Source organism: Streptomyces sp. NPDC111520 (genome assembly GCF_055635295.1).
This window is the reverse complement of sequence record NZ_JBVKBW010000003.1, coordinates 89310-105937: the sequence shown is the minus strand read 5'-3', so window position 1 is coordinate 105937 and position 16628 is coordinate 89310. Positions and strand designations below refer to the sequence as shown.

The window sequence follows — 16628 nt, the reverse complement described above, 5'->3', positions numbered from 1 at the left end:
ACGGGCCTCAGGCGCCGCCGCCCTGCAGCTGGGTCGCCTGCGGTGGCGGCGCCGGGGGCAGGAGCTGACGCCGGGCGAGGGCCACCACGGTCCGCAGGGCGATGCCGCCGACGAGCACGGTGATCGCGGCGAGGATCACGTAGGTGTACGCGCCTGCCCCGGGCGTGCGCTGGCGCTCCACCCAGTGGATCGCGACGGCGGCGACGGCCGCCCAGCTGAAGGTGAAGGCCCAGGTGCTCTGCATGAAGGGCAGCTTCAGGTAGGCCGGGAGCAGCCGGAGCTGGGCCAGCACCATCAGCAGTCCGTAGCCGCCCAGGAAGGCCGCGAACCCGTCGATGGCTTCGTTGAAGAGCGTGAAGTAGGCGATGCTGGCCACGGCTGCGGGGGCGACCTCGATCGCCAGCGTCGGCAGCAGCGCGGTGGGCAGCAGCGGGCGGAACAGCAGCCGTCCCATGATCACGGAGCCGAGGATCATCCAGCACACCGCCCCCAGCCCGAACATCACCTCGCCCAGCCGTTGCTGCCCCACCGCCCCCGCGCAGCCCGCGGCCAGCAGGCCGCCGGCGACGGTGGGCAGGAAGTAGCCGGGGTGGAACCGGTCGAGGTCGACCCGTCCGTAGATCCACTGACCGGTGAACCAGGCGCCGAGCAGCACGGTGAGCACGAGGAAGACGTCCGTCACCACCCGTCCCGCCGTGGGCGCGTGGGCGTACAGGCCGTTCGCGGCGATCACCATCGGGACGATCACGCACAGGGCCGCGAACGGCCCGGCCACCGGGTCGGTCAGGTCCCGGGCCAGGGAACGGGTCCGCAGCGCGTGGTTGAGGTAGGCGACCGTCACCAGCACCCACACGGCCGCCGAAAGGATCAGCAGCCCGTCCGCCACGCCCCGTGGCGCACGGCCGGCGCCGGCGGCGACGAGCCAGGCGTCCGCGAGGCCGACGAGACCGAAGGGCATGCCGAACAGGTTCAGGGGAATTGGTCGCCTTGTCATGGTATGGGAAACTATCTCACCCTTTTGCCCTCGGCGGTTTGCCGGATGCCGGCGGCCGCTTGCGCGTCCCTCGCGGAACCCGGGGCCGCCGGCGGACCCGCGGGAACGGACGCGGGCACGGATGCGGGCGCGGGCCGGAGGCCGGAGCCGGTGAGGAACAGCCGGACGGACACCCGGTGGATCGCGGCCCCGAGGGCCGCTCCGAGGACGGGGGCGAGCAGGTAGATCGCGAGGTCGGTGGTCTGTCCGGAGAGGACCGCGGGACCGAACTGCCGGGCCGGGTTGACCGAGCCCCCGCTGAGCGGGCCGAGGGTGGCGATCACCACCCCCACGGACAGGCCGATGACGGGGGCCAGAGCGCGGACGAAGCGCGGGCGCAGCACGAAGAAGGCGATGACGAGGGTCAGCCCCAGCATGCCTGCGACCTCCGCGATGAGGACCGGCAGCGGCTGCCATGCCGGGGCGGGCCGGATCGCGGCGTACGAGACGGACGGGAACCCGACCGCCCGGCCCCACACCAGGCGCGCGAGGCCCGTCCCCGCGGCCGATCCGGCCAGTTGGGCGAGCACGTACGGCAGCACGTGCCGGCCCGGGAAGGCCTTCATCAGCCACAGGGCGACGGTGACGGCGGGGTTCGTGTGGCCCCCGCTGCGCCGCCCGGGCGGGCTGAGGATCAGGCCGGTCAGGACGGCACCGCTGATCGCCCCGATGGCGACGAGGGCGACGCGCAGGTCCGCGACGCACAGCGGCGAGCCGGGGTCGCGCAGCCATCGCACGACCGTCACGGCCAGGAACAGCAGGACGGTCGTGAGCAGGAACTCGTCGGCGGCGCGCGCCAGGGGCCGGGGCGTCCGGCCTGCGGGAGGGGGAGCGGTACCCACGGTGGTCTCCTCGTCGGTGTGCCCGCGGGGGACGGATGCCCGCCCGGGACCGGACGCCCGTCCGGCCCTGGGCGTCTCGGGCGCCCGGCGTTCCAGGCGCGTGGGAAGGTCGTGCGCGTGCAAGGTCGTGCGCGCCGTGGGCCGGCGTGCGGCGAGCCGGCGCGCGGCGGCTCAGGCGCCCGGCGTGTAGTGGCCGGGCACCATGCGGGTGGAGACACCGATGCGGTTGAAGGCGTTGATCGCGACGATCGCGGCGATCAAGTGCGCCAGTTCGGTCTCGTCGAACTGCTCGGCGGCCTTCGCGTACACCCCGTCCGGTACGAACCCGTCCGTCACCACCGTGATCGCCTCGGTGAGCTCGATCGCGGCGATCTCCCGCGCCGTGTAGAAGTGCTTCGCCTCCGTCCACGCCCCGAGCTGGATGACCCGCTCCGCCGACTCGCCGGCGGCCAGCGCGTCCTTGCTGTGCATGTCCAGGCAGAAGGCGCAGTGGTTGACCTGAGACGCGCGGACCCTCACCAGGTGCAGCAGGCCGGCGTCGACGCCGCGGCCCGCCGCCGAGTCCAGGCGGACCAGCGCCCTGAAGGCCTCGGGGGCGAGCTTCGCCCAGTCCATGCGCGCCGTGTGCTCCGGAAGACGGGTGGTGTTCCCGTGTGCTTCGTTCATCGTCATACCGGCAACGCTAGGCGTGAGGTGGTACGGGAGTATGGTCCAATTCCATGAGCGATTCCCAGACCAATTCCGCCGCCGAACCGCCGTCCTCCTCGTTCGGCGCCGACCTCCACCTGGAGCTGCGCGGGACGAGGCTGCGCACGGGCCTCACCGACGCCCTGCGGGAGGCCGTGCGTACGGGGCGCCTGGCGCCCGGCACCCGTCTGCCGCCTTCCCGTCCGCTTGCCGCGGACCTCGGTGTCTCCCGCAACACCGTCGTCGAGGCCTACGCGGAACTGGTCGCCGAGGGCTGGCTCACCGCCCAGCAGGGCTCCGGGACCCGGGTGGCACCCCGGGCGGAGCCGCAGGGCCCCCCGGCCGGTGCTCCCGTCACCGGTCCCGTCAGGCCGCTGGCCCCGCGCCCCAGGTACGCCATGCAGCCCGGCGCGCCGGACCTCGCGAGGTTCCCCCGCACCCAGTGGCTCGCCGCCGCCCGCCGGGCCCTGACCGCCGCGCCGAACGACGCCCTGGGCTACGGCGACCCCCGCGGGCGGCCGGAACTGCGCGCCGCCCTCGCGGACTACCTGGCCCGGGCCCGCGGGGTCCACGCCGAGCCGGGACGGATCGTCGTCTGCTCCGGCTTCCACCACGGACTGGCACTCATGGCGCGGGTGCTCACGACGCGTGGGGTGCCGGCGGTGGCCGTCGAGGAGTACGGCCTGGACCTCTACCGCGACCTGTTGACCAACGCCGGCCTGCGGACCCCGCCCCTGTACGTCGACGGGTACGGCGCCCGCACCGGCGACCTGCCCGGACTGCGGGGCGCGGGCGCGGTGCTGCTGACCCCCGCCCACCAGTACCCGACGGGAGTCGCCCTCAGCCCCGAACGGCGCACGGCCGCCGTCGACTGGGCCCGGGCGACGGGCGGCCTGATCCTGGAGGACGACTACGACGGCGAGTTCCGCTACGACCGCCGGCCCGTGGGCGCCCTGCAGGGCCTGGACCCGCTGCGGGTGGTGTACTTCGGTTCGGCGAGCAAGTCGCTCGCGCCGGGGGTGCGGCTGGGCTGGATGGTGGTCCCGGACGGCCTGGTCCCCGAGGTGGTGGAGGCCAAGGGGTTCGGCGACTACATGTCCAGCACGCTCGAACAGTTGACGCTCGCGGAGTTCATCGTCTCGGGCGCCTACGACCGGCACGTGCGGTCGATGCGGCAGCGCTACCGGCGCCGCCGCGACCAGCTCGTCGCGGCCCTGGCGGAGCGGGCCCCCGGGGTGCGCACGACCGGCATGGCGGCGGGGTTGCAGGTCGTCCTCGAACTCCCCCGGGGGACGGAGACCTCCGTCGTCCGGGCCGCGGCCCGGCGGGGACTCGCGGTCAGCGGGCTGCGGGAGTTCGCCCACGAAGCGACAGGCCCCGGCCGGCGCCCGCCCGGGCGGGACGCCCTGGTGGTCAACTACGCGGCGCCCTCGGACAGCGCGTGGACCGGCGCGCTGGACACCCTCTGCGGAGTGCTGCCGTAGGCCCGCGGGCGCTCAGCCGCCGGTCCGCTCCGCGAGCGCGGCCCCGCGGGCCGTCCCGGGGCGACCCTCCAGGTGGGCGAGTGCGGCGGCGCCGGTGTCGGCGACGAAGACCAGGTCGGCCAGGGGCAGCGGGAGGAAGCCCTCGGCGTCCATCCGCCGCAGCTGGAGCACCAGGCCGTCGTAGAAGCCCGCCGTGTTCAGCAGCACGACGGGCTTGTCGTACAGCCCGTGCTTCCGCAGCTCCAGGACCTCGGTGACCTCGTCCAGGGTGCCCACGCCACCGGCCAGCACGACGACGGCGTCGGCCGCGGCGAGCATCCGCGCCTTCCGGGAGGCGAGGTCCTCGGCGAAGACCATGTCGTCGGCGTCCTGCCGCGCCCACTCCCGGAGGAAGCCGACCGAGACCCCCGCGAGCCGGCCGCCCGACTCCCGGACGGCGTCGGCGACGACCTTCATCAGCCCGGTGTCGGACCCGCCCCACACCAAGGTGTGGCCTCCCGCGCCCAGGAGCCGCGCGAACTCGCGGGCCGGCCGCGTGTGGTGCTCGTCGAGGTCGGCGGCGGAGAGGAAGACGCAGATGTTCATGGGGGCGGGAGCCGTTGCCGTCATGGCGCGAACCTACGGCGGGGCGCACCCTCGGACGTGGTCCAATCGCGGGGCGCGATCACGGACCAATCCGCGGCCCGGCGCCTCAGGCCGGGTGCGCCGCGAACCCCGTACGCCACGAGGCGTGTTCGGGCCGCCACCCGCGGGAACGGGCCAGCCGGTTGGACGCGCCGCGCGCCCAGTCCAGGCGCCCCGGTACGGGCTCGGGGGCCGGCACGCGCAGGGCACGGGCGAGCGCCGGCAGCCACTCGCGGGCCTGCGCGGGTTCGTCGTCGACGATGTTGACGGGACCCGAGGGCCAGCCGAGCGCGGCGACGGCGGCGCGGGCGGCGTCGGCGACGTGGAGGAACGACATCACGGAGTGGTCGGCCACGACGCTCCCCAGGAAACGGGCGGACGTGTCCCCGGCCAGCGCCGCGGCGACCGGCCCTCCCGGCGCGTACCAGGTGCCCGGGCCGTAGAGGATGCCGTACCGCAGCAGCACCGCGGTCCCCATCTCGGCGGCCTTCTCCTCCAGGGCCCGGACGCCCGCCACCATCCGCCCGCGCGGCGCCGCCGCGCCGGTGTCGAAGGGGGTGCCCTCGTCCGCCGGCCCCTCGCCGGGCACGTAGGCCCAGGCGATCGACTGGGCGACGATCCTGGTCACGCCCGCGGCCACGGACGCGTCCACCAGGTTGCCCGTCCCCTCGTGCCGCAGCCGGTCTGTCGCCTCCCCGTCCGCGGCCGCCAGGTCGGTCAGCTGGTGCACGACGGCGTCCGGCGCGGCCTCGGCGACGACGTGCCGCAGCGCCTCCCGGTCGAGCACGTCCGCCCGTACGGCCGCCGCCCCCTGCCGCCGGATGCGCTCGGCACCCGCCTCGCTCCGTGAGACGCCCGTGACGTGATGCCCCTCGGCCAGCAGCAGCGGAACGAGCTGACGGCCGACCGCGCCAGTGGCGCCGGCAACGAAGACACGCATGGTCAACGCTCCTGTGATTGAGCGGAGTCGTCCCTTCGGAGTGGACGGCCCCTTGTCGTACCGGCCACGCTACGGCGCCAGTGGTACGGGTGACCGATCCATTCCGGGCCGAAAAGGGCGGACCAATGATTGTGTGACTCCCGGCGGCACGGATCACCCCGCGTCGGCGAATTCCCGGTTCGGCCTCGGCGTCATACCGGTTCGGCTCTATGAGCCGTCCGGAACCTGCGCTGGAATGCGACGGGGCTGATGGACATCCTCTTCGCGAAAACCCTGCGCATGCTCTCGTAACTCGGGAATCCGGCCAGCGATGCCACTTGGGTCGCGGTGTGCCCCTGGTCGAGCAATGCCTTTGCCATGTCGAACCGGATCGTTTCCACGTACCGGGCCGGCGTCGTGGACATTTCGTCGCGGAAGAGACGGGTGAGATGCCGGGGACTCACATTGAGGTGCTTGGCGAGCTCGCCGACCGAATGGTTCCCCGCGGGGTCGGCCGTCACCAGGTCGGCGATCCTCCGAATGGACGGGGACCGGGGCGGGGGTCCTTGCAGCGGCGCCGAGAACTGCGACTGGCCGCCCGAACGCTGCAGGTAGACGACGAGGGACCGGGCGACTTCGCGGGTCAGGTCGGGGCCGTGGTCCTCCTCGACCAGGGCCAGCGCGAGGTCGATGCCGGCGGTCACGCCCGCGGAGGTGTAGGTGGCGCCGTCCCGGACGTAGATCGCGTCGGGGACCACGCTGCTCGTCCGGCACCGGGCGGCGAGTTCGTGGGTGACCTTCCAGTGCGTGGTCGCGCGCTTGCCGTCCAGGAGGCCCGCCGCGCCGAGCACGAACGCCCCGGTGCAGATGGAAGCGGTCCGGTCCGCCTCGACCGCCAGCGCCCGTGCCGCCTCGACCAGGTCACGGCCGATGGCGTTGCGCGGGTAGCGGTCCGTGCCGGGCACCACCAGCGTGTCGGGAGCCGCGTCGGTGGCGGCGCCGGCGACCGCGATCCGGACCCCGATGGACGAGGTGACGTCCTCCCCGGTCGGGGACACCAGCACCACCTCGTAGTCCGCGCCGAGCCGGTTCGCCTCCGCGAACACCTCCGCGGGGCCGGCCATGTCCAGCAGCGTCACCCCGTCGTAGACGAGGATCACGACCCGGTGCGCGGCCGCGTCCACATGCCCGTTCTCCGCCCGTCCGGAAAGGTGTGGACCGTGGCCCGACCGGGGTGGCGCGGAAGGCCCGGTGGTCGGCAGTGTGGGAGACGGAAACACCTTCCATTGATAACACGCGCAGGTGAGGAAGTGCAGAGCTGATGACCGAGACCATCGCCGGGGTGGAGATTCCCGAAACGGCCGCGGCCGACCAGGCGACCCGCCTCGTCGAGGAGATGACCAGCCCCCTGATCTACCACCACTCCCGGCGCGTTTTCGTCTTCGGTGCCATTCACGCCCACCGGCTCGGTTTGAAGCCCGACCCGGAATTGCTCTACCTGTCCGCGATGTTCCACGACACCGGACTGATGACGCCGTTCTCCGACGCGGAGCAGCGGTTCGAGGTCGACGGGGCCGACCACGCGCGGACCTTCATGCGGGACCACGGATTCCCGGCCGCCGCAGCCGACACGGTCTGGACCGCCATCGCACTGCACACGACGCCGGGGATCCCCGACCGCATGGGCCCGGAGATCGCCCTCACCAATCTCGGCGTGCTGACCGACGTGCTCGGCCTGGGCCTGGACGAGCTGGACCCCGCCCGGGTCGAGGAGGTCACCGCCGTCCACCCGCGGGGCGACTTCAAGAACCAGTTCCTGCAGGCCTTCGTCGACGGCCTCGAGCACCGCCCGGAGACGACGAACGGGACGGTGAACTCGGACGTGCTGGAGCACTTCGTGCCCGGCTTCCGCCGCACGACCACGGTCGAGCGTATCCTCGGCGCTCCCTGGCCGAGCTGAGCAGGCGGCCACGGAAGGCGACATGATGCGACCGGCAGGTCCGCACCGCCGCGGCCGTCGCCCCGGGCGGGGCGCCACCTTCACCGTGCTCGCCACCGCCACGGTGGCGACGGCGGCCAGGGCGAGTGCGCCCTCGCCGATCCACCCCCTGTACCGGGAGCGGTGGGGACCCCCGGTCACGACGCCGACGGCATGCCGCCGCGCCGCCCTTCGAGAAACCCCCGGAAAGGAAACCCCATGCAAGCCATCACCGTTCGGGACCGTGACGCCGGCGTCGGCGGGCTCGCCCTCACGGACCTGCCCCACCCGCACGCCGCCGAGAACGACGTCATCGTGCGGGTGCACGCCGCCGGCTTCACCCCGGGGGAACTCGACTGGCCGGCCACCTGGACCGACCGGGCCGGCCGCGACCGCACGCCGACCGTGCCCGGGCACGAACTGTCGGGCGTCGTGACCGAACTGGGCTACGGCACCACGCGCCTGACCGTGGGCCAGCGGGTGTTCGGCCTGGCGGACTGGGCCCGCAACGGCTCCCTGGCCGAGTACGTCGCCGTGGAGACCCGCAACCTCGCTCCGCTGCCCGCGGACGTCGACCACACGGTGGCCGCGGCGCTGCCGATCTCCGGACTGACCGCGTGGCAGGCCCTGTTCGAGCACGGTCGTCTCGAGGCGGGTCAGAACGTCCTGGTCCACGGTGCCGCCGGCGGCGTCGGGTCCCTCGCGGTGCAACTCGCGCACGAGGCGGGCGCCCGGGTGATCGGCACCGGCCGCGCCGCCGACCGGGACACCGCGCACTGCCTCGGCGCGGACGCCTTCGTGGACCTGCAGAACGACCGGCTCGAGGACGTCGGCGCCGTGGACCTCGTCCTCGACGTGTTCGGCGGCGACATCCTCCAGCGCTCGACGGCGCTGGTACGGAGCGGCGGCACGCTCGTCACGATCGCGGAGCCGCCGACCGTCCGACCCGAAGGGGGCCGGGCCGTGTTCTTCGTGGTCGAGGTCGACCAGGCCCGTCTCGTGGACCTCGTCCGGCGGGTGCGGGACGGACGGCTCAAGCCGGTCGTCGGTGACGTGCGGCCGCTGGCCGAGGCCCCCGACGCCTTCGCCCGCGTCGGGCGCCGCCTTCCCGGCAAGACGATCATCAAGATCGCCGAGGACTGAGCCCGGGCGCGCGGTTCGCTGCGCGGACGGCGCCGCACGCGGCCCGCGGGAGGCGGGCCCCGCGGGCCGGACGGTTCCGTCCGGCCCGAAGGGCTCCCCACCCCGCAGGAGGTCAGTCGACCGTGCCCAGATCGGCGGTGAGCCAGCGTTCCGGCCGCATGCGCACCACGACGTGATCGGCGAGTTCCTCTTCCGCCATGGCCACGAACCTGTCGAGGGCCCCACCCGAGAGGTAGCGTCCGGCCATCGCGCGATGGAGCGCGCCGCTCCCCGCGGTCACCTCGGTGACCGGTCCTTCGACCGAGACGTACCGGGGCGTCGGCTCGGTGCGCTGTACCAGCAGGCTGAAGCGGCCCGCCGCCCTGATCAGCGTCATCTTCCGGGAGCCCGCGCCGGTGAGGATCCACGGCAGGCCGCCGGGCTCGTAGGAGTACCAGATCGGGACCATCAGCGGGCCGCGGTCGTCACCGGCCGCGACACCCAGCGCCGCCACATGCGGCTCGGACAGAAAGCTCTCCCGTTCCTCGCGTGAAAGTTCCATGCCCCGACCGTAGGCCCGCCCTCTGACGGTGCCTCCGCTCGCGTGCGCGAGTGCGCGAGTGCGCGAGGCGGACAGGGCGCCGGGTCCGGCAACCGTCTCCGTGACGGTCGGCACACCCCTGGCCTAGGGTGTGCCGGTCCCGCTGCTCCCGGGCGCCGCCGAGCTCACCCGCGTGCTGCCCGCCGAAGAGGCGCGCACCTGGTTCGCCCGCACCTCGGCCGGCGGCTGACGCGCCGCGGACCTCGGCGCCCCCGTGACCCGCGTCCTCAGGCGCCGGCGGGCGGGCCGGGCGGCAGGTGCACCGTCATGATCAAGTGGCAGCTCTCCGTGCCCGCACCGCGGTAGGCGTGGGCCGCGTCGCCTTCGAAGGTGGCGGTCTGCCCGGCTTCCACGGTGTGCTCGGTACCGTCGACGACCAGCGTCATCCGGCCCTGGGTGACGCTGACGGTCTCCACCACGCCGGCCTGGTGGGGGTGGCTGGGGTACTCCTCGCCGGGCTCCAGCCGCCAGCGCCACACCTCGACGGGGGCCGGCCCCGACGTGGTCAGCATCAGGCGGGCCTGGCCGCCCTTCTCACCGGTCCACAGCGGGGTCAGGGCGTCGGCGGACACGACCCGGACACGGCCCTCGGAACCGCCCTCCATCAGCGCCGAGACGGAGACGCCGAGGGTGTCGGCCAGCCGCACCAGCGTGGCGAAGTTCGGATTGCCCTGGGCCTTCTCCAGCCCGACCAGCGCGCCCTTGCTGACCTGCGCGCGGCGGCCGAGTTCGTCCAGGGACAGGCCGGCCCGGGTCCGGGCGGCCCGGACGTTGTGTGCGAGCGTCCGCAGTGCTGTCTCGGCCTCGGCCATCCGTCGTCCCCGTTTCCCGTAGTCGTCGGTCGTCGGCGTACCAGTGGAATGAACCGTCCGGTCGGTTGACTGGCCTATGGCGGTCGATCCGATGTACGGTTCAGTCGTTCCACTGAATGGTAAGGGATGTGCCGTGATCGCTCTGCTGCTGGCCCTCGGCAGTTCGCTCGCCTACGGATGCGCCGACTTCCTCGGCGGCCTCGGCGCGCGCAAGGCCCATGTGCTGCGCACCGTGACGGTCGCGGCCCCGGCCGGCCTCGTCGTCGAGCTGCTGCTCTGGCCGTTCCTCGACGCGTCCTTCAGCGGCGGGGCGCCGGCCTGGGGCGCGGCGTCCGGGGTCGCCTCCGCCGCCGCGTTCGCCCTGCTCTACGGGACGCTGGCGATCGGCCCGATGAACGTGCTCTCCCCGGTGACCGCCCTGGTCTCCGCTGTGCTGCCGGTCGGGGTCGGCCTGCTGCAGGGGGAGCACCTGGGCCCGGCCGGCCTGGTGGGCCTGCCCCTCGCGCTGCTGGCGGTGGTGCTCGTCAGTGCGGGCCACGGGGCCGGGTCCGCGCGGCCCTCACGTACCGCCCTGCTGATGGCCTTCGGTGCGGGGACCGCCATCGCGCTCCAGCTGGTCTGCCTGCACCAGGCGCCCTCCGACAGCGGCATCGCGCCGCTGATCGTCGGCCGGGCGGTCACCTCCGCCGTCACCCTGGCGGCGGCCGGCGCGCTGTCCCGCACGCTGGGCCCCGAGCGTCCCGCGTACGCGATCTCGGCCACCGCGGGCGGACTGGACTCGCTGGCGAACCTGCTCTTCCTGCTCGCCGCCCGCAGCGGCGACCTGGCGGTCGTCGCCGTGATCACCGCCCTCTACCCGGCCGGGACGGTCCTGCTCGCCCGCGGCGTACTGGACGAGCGCATCCACCGCGGCCAGCTCGTCGGAATGGGCACCGCCGCCGCGGCCGTCGGCCTCCTCGCACTGACCTGACCGAGCCCGCGCGCCGCACGGCCACGCCCGCCACGCCGGCCCGGGACGCCGCCCGCCGCGCCCCCCGAAGCCCCGACCGAGACCCGTCCCGATACCCGTCACGACCCAGGAAACGGAAGCCCCGCACATGACCGCCTTCACCCTCGACCCCGCCGTCGCCGACGCCTTCCCCGACACCCTCATCGCCCTGGTCACCGCCACCGGACTGCGCGGCCGTGAGCCCTGGCCCCGGACCACCGCGACGCTGGAGGACCTGGAACGGCGGCTCGGCGACGGTGCATGGCACCCCGCCGACGAGACCGACCCCCGCGTCGAGGCCTGGCACACCGCCTACCGCTCCTTCGGCACCAACCCCCGCCGCGTCCGCCCCAGCGTGGACGCGCTCGGCCGCCGCCTCGCGAAGCGGGGCGCGCTGCCCCGCATCAACCCCGCGGTCGATACGTACAACGCCGTCTCCGTCCACCACGGCCTGCCCGCCGGCGCCTTCGACCTGGACAACGTCTCGGGCGACGTCGTCGTCCGCCCCGCCGACGGCACCGAGAGCTTCACCCCGCTCGGCGAACCCGGCACCGTCGAGCACCCGAAGCCCGGCGAGATCGTCTACGCGGACGCCGAGCGGGTCCTGACACGCCATTGGAACCACCGCGACGCCCACCACACCCGCGTCACCGAGGACTCCACGAGGGCCGTCTTCATCCTCGAGACCCTCCACGGATCGCGGGACGGCGACCTCCTCGAGGCCGCCGCCGAGGAACTGCGCGGCCTGCTGGCCCTCCACTCCGCTGGGACCGCCGTGCACCGCCTCACGGCGGCGCGGCCTCGGGTCTCCGTGTAGACGGTCGCGAAGGCGGTCCGGTGTCGGTCGAGACGGTATCGAACGGAATCATGGCTGGTAGCGTGGGCGCGTGAGCACCCGCGTTCCGCCCGAGGCCACCGTCCCGCGCGCCACCGACCGGCCCGGCGACGCCTCCCCCTTCGCTCTGGGTCTCCTGCTGCGCCGGGCGCACTGGCGCGCGGCCGCGGTGATGTCGGAGGCGCTGCGGCCGCTGGGCATCGAGTTGCGCCACTTCGCCGTGCTGCTCGTCCTGGCCGACCGGGGTCCGACCGTGCAGCGTGACCTGGGGGTCGCGACCGGAACCGACAAGGCGGGGATCATGCGGGTCGTGGACGACCTGGAGCGCAAGGGGCTCGCCGTACGCAAGCCCGTCCCGGGGGACCGGCGGGTGCGGGCCGTGGAGATCACACCGCAGGGCATGGAGCTCTTCGACGCGGCGCATACGGCCGCCGCGCCGACGGCCGCGCGCCTGGTCGCCGAACTGCACCCCGGTGAGCCGGAGTTGCTCGGGGAACTGCTGACCCGTTTCGCGCATCCGGCGGGCGGCGAAGCGTAGACCGCGCGGCGCCCCGGGCCCACGCCGTGCCGCCCCGCCGGACGGAGCGCCGTCGTCGGCGAGGGGTGATCGCCGGGCGCGGCGCGGGCGAGCGACGGGGCGGCCGGGGCGGGTCGGGTCGGGGCGCCGGATTACCGCGTCACGCGGCGGAGAGACGCTTCGCCATCTCCCTGGCCTTGACGCCGGCGTCCTCCATCGCGCGCCTGCGGGAGGCCTCGTAGAGCGGGATCAGCTCCGACATGGCCGGATTGCGGGGGGCCAGCGTGAGCTCCGGCACGATGAAGTCCACCTCCAGGCCGAGCGAGCCGCGCAGCACCGCCTCCAGGTAGTTCTGCACGAACTCGAAGCCGTGACGTGGAGTGCCCGGAACGTAGGAGCCGCCCCGGCTGGCGACGACGAGGACCGGCTTGCCCTGGGCGGACGGGGTCTCACCCGAGGTGCGGCCGGGCACGATGACGCTGTCCAGCCAGGTCTTGAGGGTCGAGGGGATCGTGAAGTTGTACATGGGGGCACCGATCAGGAGCGCGTCGGCCCGCTCCAGTTCCTCGATGAGCTGCAGGCGCGTGGCGAACGCGGCCGCCTGTTCCGGGCTGTGCTCGGAGGGTGCGTGGAAGCCGGCGGACCAGGCGTCGGCGGTGATGTGCGGCACCGGGTCGGCGGCGAGGTCGCGGTGGACGACCTTGCCCTCCGGGTCCTCCTCCTGCCACGCCCTGCGGAACGCGGCGGCGACCGAACGGGAGGAGGAGGCCTCACCGGGGAAGACGGACGAGTCGAGGTGCAACAGCGTGGCCATGGACGTGCTCCAAAGGCAGGTGGCCCGGGGTGGTCACCGCGGGCAGCGGGTTCGTACCCGAGGTAGTCAAACACACTACCGTGTTGAATGAAACTATCTCACGTACTACAGTACCAAGGGTAACGATCATGAGCGCCGACGAAGGGGAGCGCATCCATGGACGTCTATGAGGCCGTCACGAGCAGGCGGGCTGTGCGCGCATTCCGTGACCAGCACGTGTCGCGGCAGGTGCTGGAACGGGTGCTGACGACCGCGGCCTGGGCGCCGTCGGCGTCGAACCTGCAGCCCTGGCACGCCTACGTGCTGGCCGGCGAGCCGCTGGAGCTGCTGAAGAAGCGGGCCGGCGAGCGCCTGGCCGCCGGTGAACCCTGGGACGAGCCGGAGTACGAGCAGTACCCGCCCGCACTGAAACCCCCGTACAGCGAGCGCCGGGCCGCCTTCGGCGAGCAGCGCTACGGCGCGCTCGGCATCGCGCGCGACGACCAGGAGGCGCGCCACAGGGCCGCCTCCGCCAACTGGCAGTGCTTCGGGGCGCCCGCCGCCCTGTTCTGCTACATCGACCGCGACATGGGCGGGCCCCAATGGTCCGATGTTGGCATGTACCTGCAAACAGTGATGCTGCTGCTCCGCGCCGAGGGGTTGCACAGCTGCACCCAGATGGCGTGGGCGAAGTACCACGCGACGGTCGCGGAGATCCTGTCACCCCCGGACGAGCTCATCCTCTTCTGCGGCATGTCGATCGGATTCGAGGACGCGTCAGACGCGTCCGTCCGTACGGGCCGGGCGCCGCTGGACGAGACGGTCACTCTGCTGGGGAACTGAGGCGCGGACGGCGCCCCGCAGCCGGCGGCGCAGGCCCGGGCGTGTCTGGAGCCCGGTCATGAGCCGGACCGCGGCCTTCTCGCTGGCGTATCCCTCGAGGGCGGCCCACTCGGCGACGTCGAAGGGTCAGCCGCGTCCGCGTACGCGATGACGACGTGCCGGCCGTCCTGCCGGACGGTGTGGCGCGGGTCGCCGGGCGCGGCCCCGGCGGCCGCGACAGCGGCGGCCGAGGAGGCGTCGCGGCACTTGAGGCGGGTCTCGGGCACGGTCAGCGCTCCACGTTCGCTGGTCGGCGTGTCGGGCGGTGGCATTCGGCCTCCTTGTGAGCGCCGGTCCCGCCATGTCGTTCGGCCAGGCGGCCGGCACCGACGTCTACCGAACGGCCTCGTCGCGTTCGATCGCAGCGATCGCGCTGCGGCGCCATCGGGGGATCGCGATCGCGGCCACGACCAGGGCCAGGCCCGCGAGAACGGGCACTCCGTAGATGAGCGCGGCGACGGCATGTCCCATCGATTCCACGTTCCCTCCCTCCGCGCGATCGTATTGCCCGGGCGGCCGGAGTTCCGGTGCCCTCCGGGCCGTGGCCGTGCGCCTCCGTCACCCGGCCGCGGCGAGCGGGGGGAGGGGCCGCAGTCGTCGGCGCAGGAGGCAGAACTCGTTGCCCTCCGGGTCGGCCAGTACGTACCAGGCCTCGCCGCCGGTCTGGCCGACGTCGGCGTGCGTGGCGCCGAGGGCGAGCAGCCGTTCCAACTCGGCGTCCTGGTCCCGGTCGGTGGCGTTGACGTCGAAGTGCAGGGGGAGCTTCGCGGCCCGCGGATCGCGGCTGGGGCTGAGGACGAGGGTGGGCTGTGGACCGCCGAAGCCGGCGTCGGCCGGTCCGATCTCGATGCTTCCGTCGTCCTCACGGCCGAGTTCGACGTAGCCGAGGACCTCGCTCCAGAACGCCCCGAGCCGTTCGGGGTCGGCGGCGTCGATGACCAACTCGCTGATGCGGCATGCCATGCCCGGCAGTCTAGTCAGGCGCGGCGGGCGGCCGTCCACTCCATCCGGATGACGCGGACGCGCCCTCCCGCGGTTCCCCGCGGTTCCCCGCGGGGGTCGTCACGGCAGGGCCGGTCGTCCGCTCATGAGGCCATCGGCTGAGGCCGCTTCCCCACGATCGTGAGGAATTCGTCGGTGGTCAGGATCGCGTGTGCGTACGCGGGCGCGTTGACGTCGAAGGTCGCCTTCATCTCGTCCCAGTCGAAGGCGCCGATGGCGTCGCGGATGAGCGTGACGTGGTAGCCGAGTTCCTGGGCGAAACGGGCGGTCGTGTCGACGCAGGTGTTCGCCTTCATGCCGATGAGCACGACCTTCTCGACGCCGTGCTGCTTGAGCATCGTGTCCAGGTCGGTGTTGGCGAAGCCGCTCGACGCCCAGTGCTGGCTCATGACCAGCTCGTCCTCGCGGGGCACGAAGTCGGGGTGCCACTCGGCGCCCCAGCTGCCGAGGGCGAACACCTGCCGCTCGACGACGTGCCGCTGGGTGGGGGACAGATGGTGCCATGTTCGGTAGTCGCTGGGCTTCGTCTGGTGGTGGGGCACGATGAAGACGTGGAAGCCCAGGTCGCGGGCCGCGGCGAGCACCGCGCGCATGTGGTCGAGCTGGCCGACGGCCTCCGCCACTTCCCTGACCTGGGGCCACAGTTTCCCGCCCTCGGAGAGGAAGTCGTTGTACGGGTCGATGATCAGCAGGGCCGTTCGGTCCGGGGGATAGGTGTGCGCTTCGTCGTTCATCGTTTCCTCGCTCCGGATTCTTGACCGCCAAGAGGCGGACGGCACCGTTTCTCAGTTCAAGGCCGCACCGATTCGCCTGCTCGCCCGGCGAGGAGCGGCCGGAACTCGCCCCGGAACCGGAGGACTTGGATCGCGGATGTGCCCCGAGGTGGTCGTGGGAGGGCCGGCGTCACGGGTGGGTGATGCCGGCCCTCCGGCTGTCCGCCGTCCGTGCCGGCGGTCAGCCGCGGCGGTCGCCGAACGTGTGGCCCAGCGCGTCGATGACCGACTTCTTGTGGTCGTCGATGGAGGACGGTTCGATGCTGCTGCTCCGAACGTCGATCTTGCCGTCGGGAGACGCCTTGTCGATGACCTCGGGCAGTTCCGCCGCGAGGGCCTCGGGCTTCACGCCCGCCTGCCTGCTGGCTTCGGCGACCTTGTCGGCGCCGAACGCGTTCTCGATCTGCTTGGTGGTCACCGGTTCGTTGGGACCGTTGCCGAGCCACGAGTCGACGACGCCCTTGAGGCCGCTGTCGCTCAGGAACTTCGTCGCACCTTCGAGCAGCGCTTGCAGCTCGCTCATCATGCCGCCGCCGCTGCTCCTGGTGGGGTCAGCCATGGGTTGCTCCCGTGCTTGTGGTCTGTGCGGGCGACGCGCGGCGCTGTGGGACGCTGCGGCGGTCGGCATCGGGGGTGGGCCGACATGCTGTTGTCGCAGGTCGCGCGCGGTGTCGCCTCGCTCGTACACCCCCTTCCAGGCCAGCATGAGGTGCCCCGGGCCGCCGTGCCGATTAGG

At 73.3% G+C, this 16628-nt stretch carries 20 protein-coding genes; 7 read left to right on the top strand and 13 right to left on the bottom strand.

Annotated elements, in window-relative coordinates; translation table 11 throughout:
* Positions 1-7 precede the first annotated feature (7 nt).
* From ACZ7MY_RS07895 to ACZ7MY_RS07885, 3 genes are all read right to left on the bottom strand, one after another.
* Positions 8-994, bottom strand: a complete 987-nt coding sequence (locus tag ACZ7MY_RS07895) for an SLAC1 family transporter (protein WP_499600394.1) — start codon at positions 992-994, stop codon at positions 8-10.
* Positions 995-1005: 11 nt separating this feature from the next.
* Positions 1006-1875 carry an MIP/aquaporin family protein gene (locus tag ACZ7MY_RS07890; RefSeq protein ID WP_499600393.1) on the bottom strand — a complete coding sequence of 290 codons (870 nt, stop codon included), beginning with the start codon at positions 1873-1875 and terminating at the stop codon, positions 1006-1008.
* Positions 1876-2046: 171 nt separating this feature from the next.
* Positions 2047-2547 carry a carboxymuconolactone decarboxylase family protein gene (locus tag ACZ7MY_RS07885; protein ID WP_499600392.1) on the bottom strand — a complete coding sequence of 167 codons (501 nt, stop codon included), beginning with the start codon at positions 2545-2547 and terminating at the stop codon, positions 2047-2049.
* 47 nt (positions 2548-2594) lie between these two features.
* Between ACZ7MY_RS07885 and pdxR the strand changes: the two genes are divergently transcribed.
* A complete protein-coding gene (gene pdxR / locus ACZ7MY_RS07880; protein ID WP_499600391.1) occupies positions 2595-4046 on the top strand; it encodes a MocR-like pyridoxine biosynthesis transcription factor PdxR in 1452 nt (483 codons plus the stop codon).
* A gap of 12 nt (positions 4047-4058) precedes the next feature.
* Here pdxR and ACZ7MY_RS07875 read toward each other — a convergent pair whose 3' ends face one another.
* The 3 genes from ACZ7MY_RS07875 to ACZ7MY_RS07865 all read right to left on the bottom strand — a co-directional run bounded on the left by ACZ7MY_RS07875 (position 4059) and on the right by ACZ7MY_RS07865 (position 6773).
* Entirely contained in the window at positions 4059-4631 is a 573-nt protein-coding gene (locus ACZ7MY_RS07875) for an LOG family protein (protein ID WP_499600924.1), read from the bottom strand.
* A gap of 106 nt (positions 4632-4737) precedes the next feature.
* Complete coding sequence (locus ACZ7MY_RS07870) at positions 4738-5610, bottom strand: NAD-dependent epimerase/dehydratase family protein (protein ID WP_499600390.1); 873 nt, start codon at positions 5608-5610, stop codon at positions 4738-4740.
* Between the two features lie 191 nt (positions 5611-5801).
* Positions 5802-6773 carry a GlxA family transcriptional regulator gene (locus tag ACZ7MY_RS07865; RefSeq protein ID WP_499600389.1) on the bottom strand — a complete coding sequence of 324 codons (972 nt, stop codon included), beginning with the start codon at positions 6771-6773 and terminating at the stop codon, positions 5802-5804.
* 137 nt (positions 6774-6910) lie between these two features.
* Here ACZ7MY_RS07865 and ACZ7MY_RS07860 point away from each other — a divergent pair, with 137 nt between their 5' ends.
* On the top strand, positions 6911-7549 hold the full coding sequence (locus tag ACZ7MY_RS07860) for an HD domain-containing protein (RefSeq protein ID WP_499600388.1): 639 nt from the start codon (positions 6911-6913) through the stop codon (positions 7547-7549).
* Between the two features lie 237 nt (positions 7550-7786).
* A complete protein-coding gene (locus ACZ7MY_RS07855) occupies positions 7787-8710 on the top strand; it encodes an NADP-dependent oxidoreductase (RefSeq protein ID WP_499600387.1) in 924 nt (307 codons plus the stop codon).
* A gap of 112 nt (positions 8711-8822) precedes the next feature.
* Here the strand turns inward: ACZ7MY_RS07855 and ACZ7MY_RS07850 are convergent, their stop codons facing one another.
* A complete protein-coding gene (locus tag ACZ7MY_RS07850; RefSeq protein WP_499600386.1) occupies positions 8823-9251 on the bottom strand; it encodes a pyridoxamine 5'-phosphate oxidase family protein in 429 nt (142 codons plus the stop codon).
* 266 nt (positions 9252-9517) lie between these two features.
* Positions 9518-10102: a helix-turn-helix domain-containing protein gene (locus ACZ7MY_RS07845; RefSeq protein WP_499600385.1), complete on the bottom strand. Its 585-nt coding sequence runs from the start codon at positions 10100-10102 to the stop codon at positions 9518-9520.
* A gap of 133 nt (positions 10103-10235) precedes the next feature.
* Between ACZ7MY_RS07845 and ACZ7MY_RS07840 the strand changes: the two genes are divergently transcribed.
* From ACZ7MY_RS07840 to ACZ7MY_RS07830, 3 genes are all read left to right on the top strand, one after another.
* Positions 10236-11072 carry an EamA family transporter gene (locus tag ACZ7MY_RS07840; RefSeq protein WP_499600384.1) on the top strand — a complete coding sequence of 279 codons (837 nt, stop codon included), beginning with the start codon at positions 10236-10238 and terminating at the stop codon, positions 11070-11072.
* Positions 11073-11199: 127 nt separating this feature from the next.
* Entirely contained in the window at positions 11200-11907 is a 708-nt protein-coding gene (locus tag ACZ7MY_RS07835) for a B3/B4 domain-containing protein (protein ID WP_499600383.1), read from the top strand.
* Positions 11908-11977: 70 nt separating this feature from the next.
* Positions 11978-12463, top strand: a complete 486-nt coding sequence (locus ACZ7MY_RS07830; RefSeq protein ID WP_499600381.1) for a MarR family winged helix-turn-helix transcriptional regulator — start codon at positions 11978-11980, stop codon at positions 12461-12463.
* Between the two features lie 139 nt (positions 12464-12602).
* On the opposite strand, the gene ACZ7MY_RS07825 is transcribed toward ACZ7MY_RS07830, so the two are convergent.
* Positions 12603-13256: an FMN-dependent NADH-azoreductase gene (locus tag ACZ7MY_RS07825; protein ID WP_499600380.1), complete on the bottom strand. Its 654-nt coding sequence runs from the start codon at positions 13254-13256 to the stop codon at positions 12603-12605.
* Between the two features lie 156 nt (positions 13257-13412).
* Between ACZ7MY_RS07825 and ACZ7MY_RS07820 the strand changes: the two genes are divergently transcribed.
* Positions 13413-14078, top strand: a complete 666-nt coding sequence (locus tag ACZ7MY_RS07820; protein WP_499600379.1) for a nitroreductase — start codon at positions 13413-13415, stop codon at positions 14076-14078.
* A 372-nt stretch (positions 14079-14450) separates the two neighbouring features.
* Here ACZ7MY_RS07820 and ACZ7MY_RS07815 read toward each other — a convergent pair whose 3' ends face one another.
* The 4 genes from ACZ7MY_RS07815 to ACZ7MY_RS07800 all read right to left on the bottom strand — a co-directional run bounded on the left by ACZ7MY_RS07815 (position 14451) and on the right by ACZ7MY_RS07800 (position 16451).
* The gene (locus ACZ7MY_RS07815; RefSeq protein WP_499600378.1) at positions 14451-14597 is read right to left on the bottom strand and encodes a hypothetical protein; all 147 of its coding nucleotides are present in this window, start codon (positions 14595-14597) and stop codon (positions 14451-14453) included.
* A 78-nt stretch (positions 14598-14675) separates the two neighbouring features.
* On the bottom strand, positions 14676-15080 hold the full coding sequence (locus tag ACZ7MY_RS07810; RefSeq protein ID WP_499600377.1) for a VOC family protein: 405 nt from the start codon (positions 15078-15080) through the stop codon (positions 14676-14678).
* A gap of 122 nt (positions 15081-15202) precedes the next feature.
* Positions 15203-15853, bottom strand: coding sequence for a cysteine hydrolase family protein (locus ACZ7MY_RS07805; RefSeq protein ID WP_499600376.1), 651 nt, complete (start codon positions 15851-15853; stop codon positions 15203-15205).
* A gap of 220 nt (positions 15854-16073) precedes the next feature.
* Positions 16074-16451, bottom strand: coding sequence for a YidB family protein (locus tag ACZ7MY_RS07800; protein ID WP_499600375.1), 378 nt, complete (start codon positions 16449-16451; stop codon positions 16074-16076).
* Positions 16452-16628: the final 177 nt, after the last annotated feature.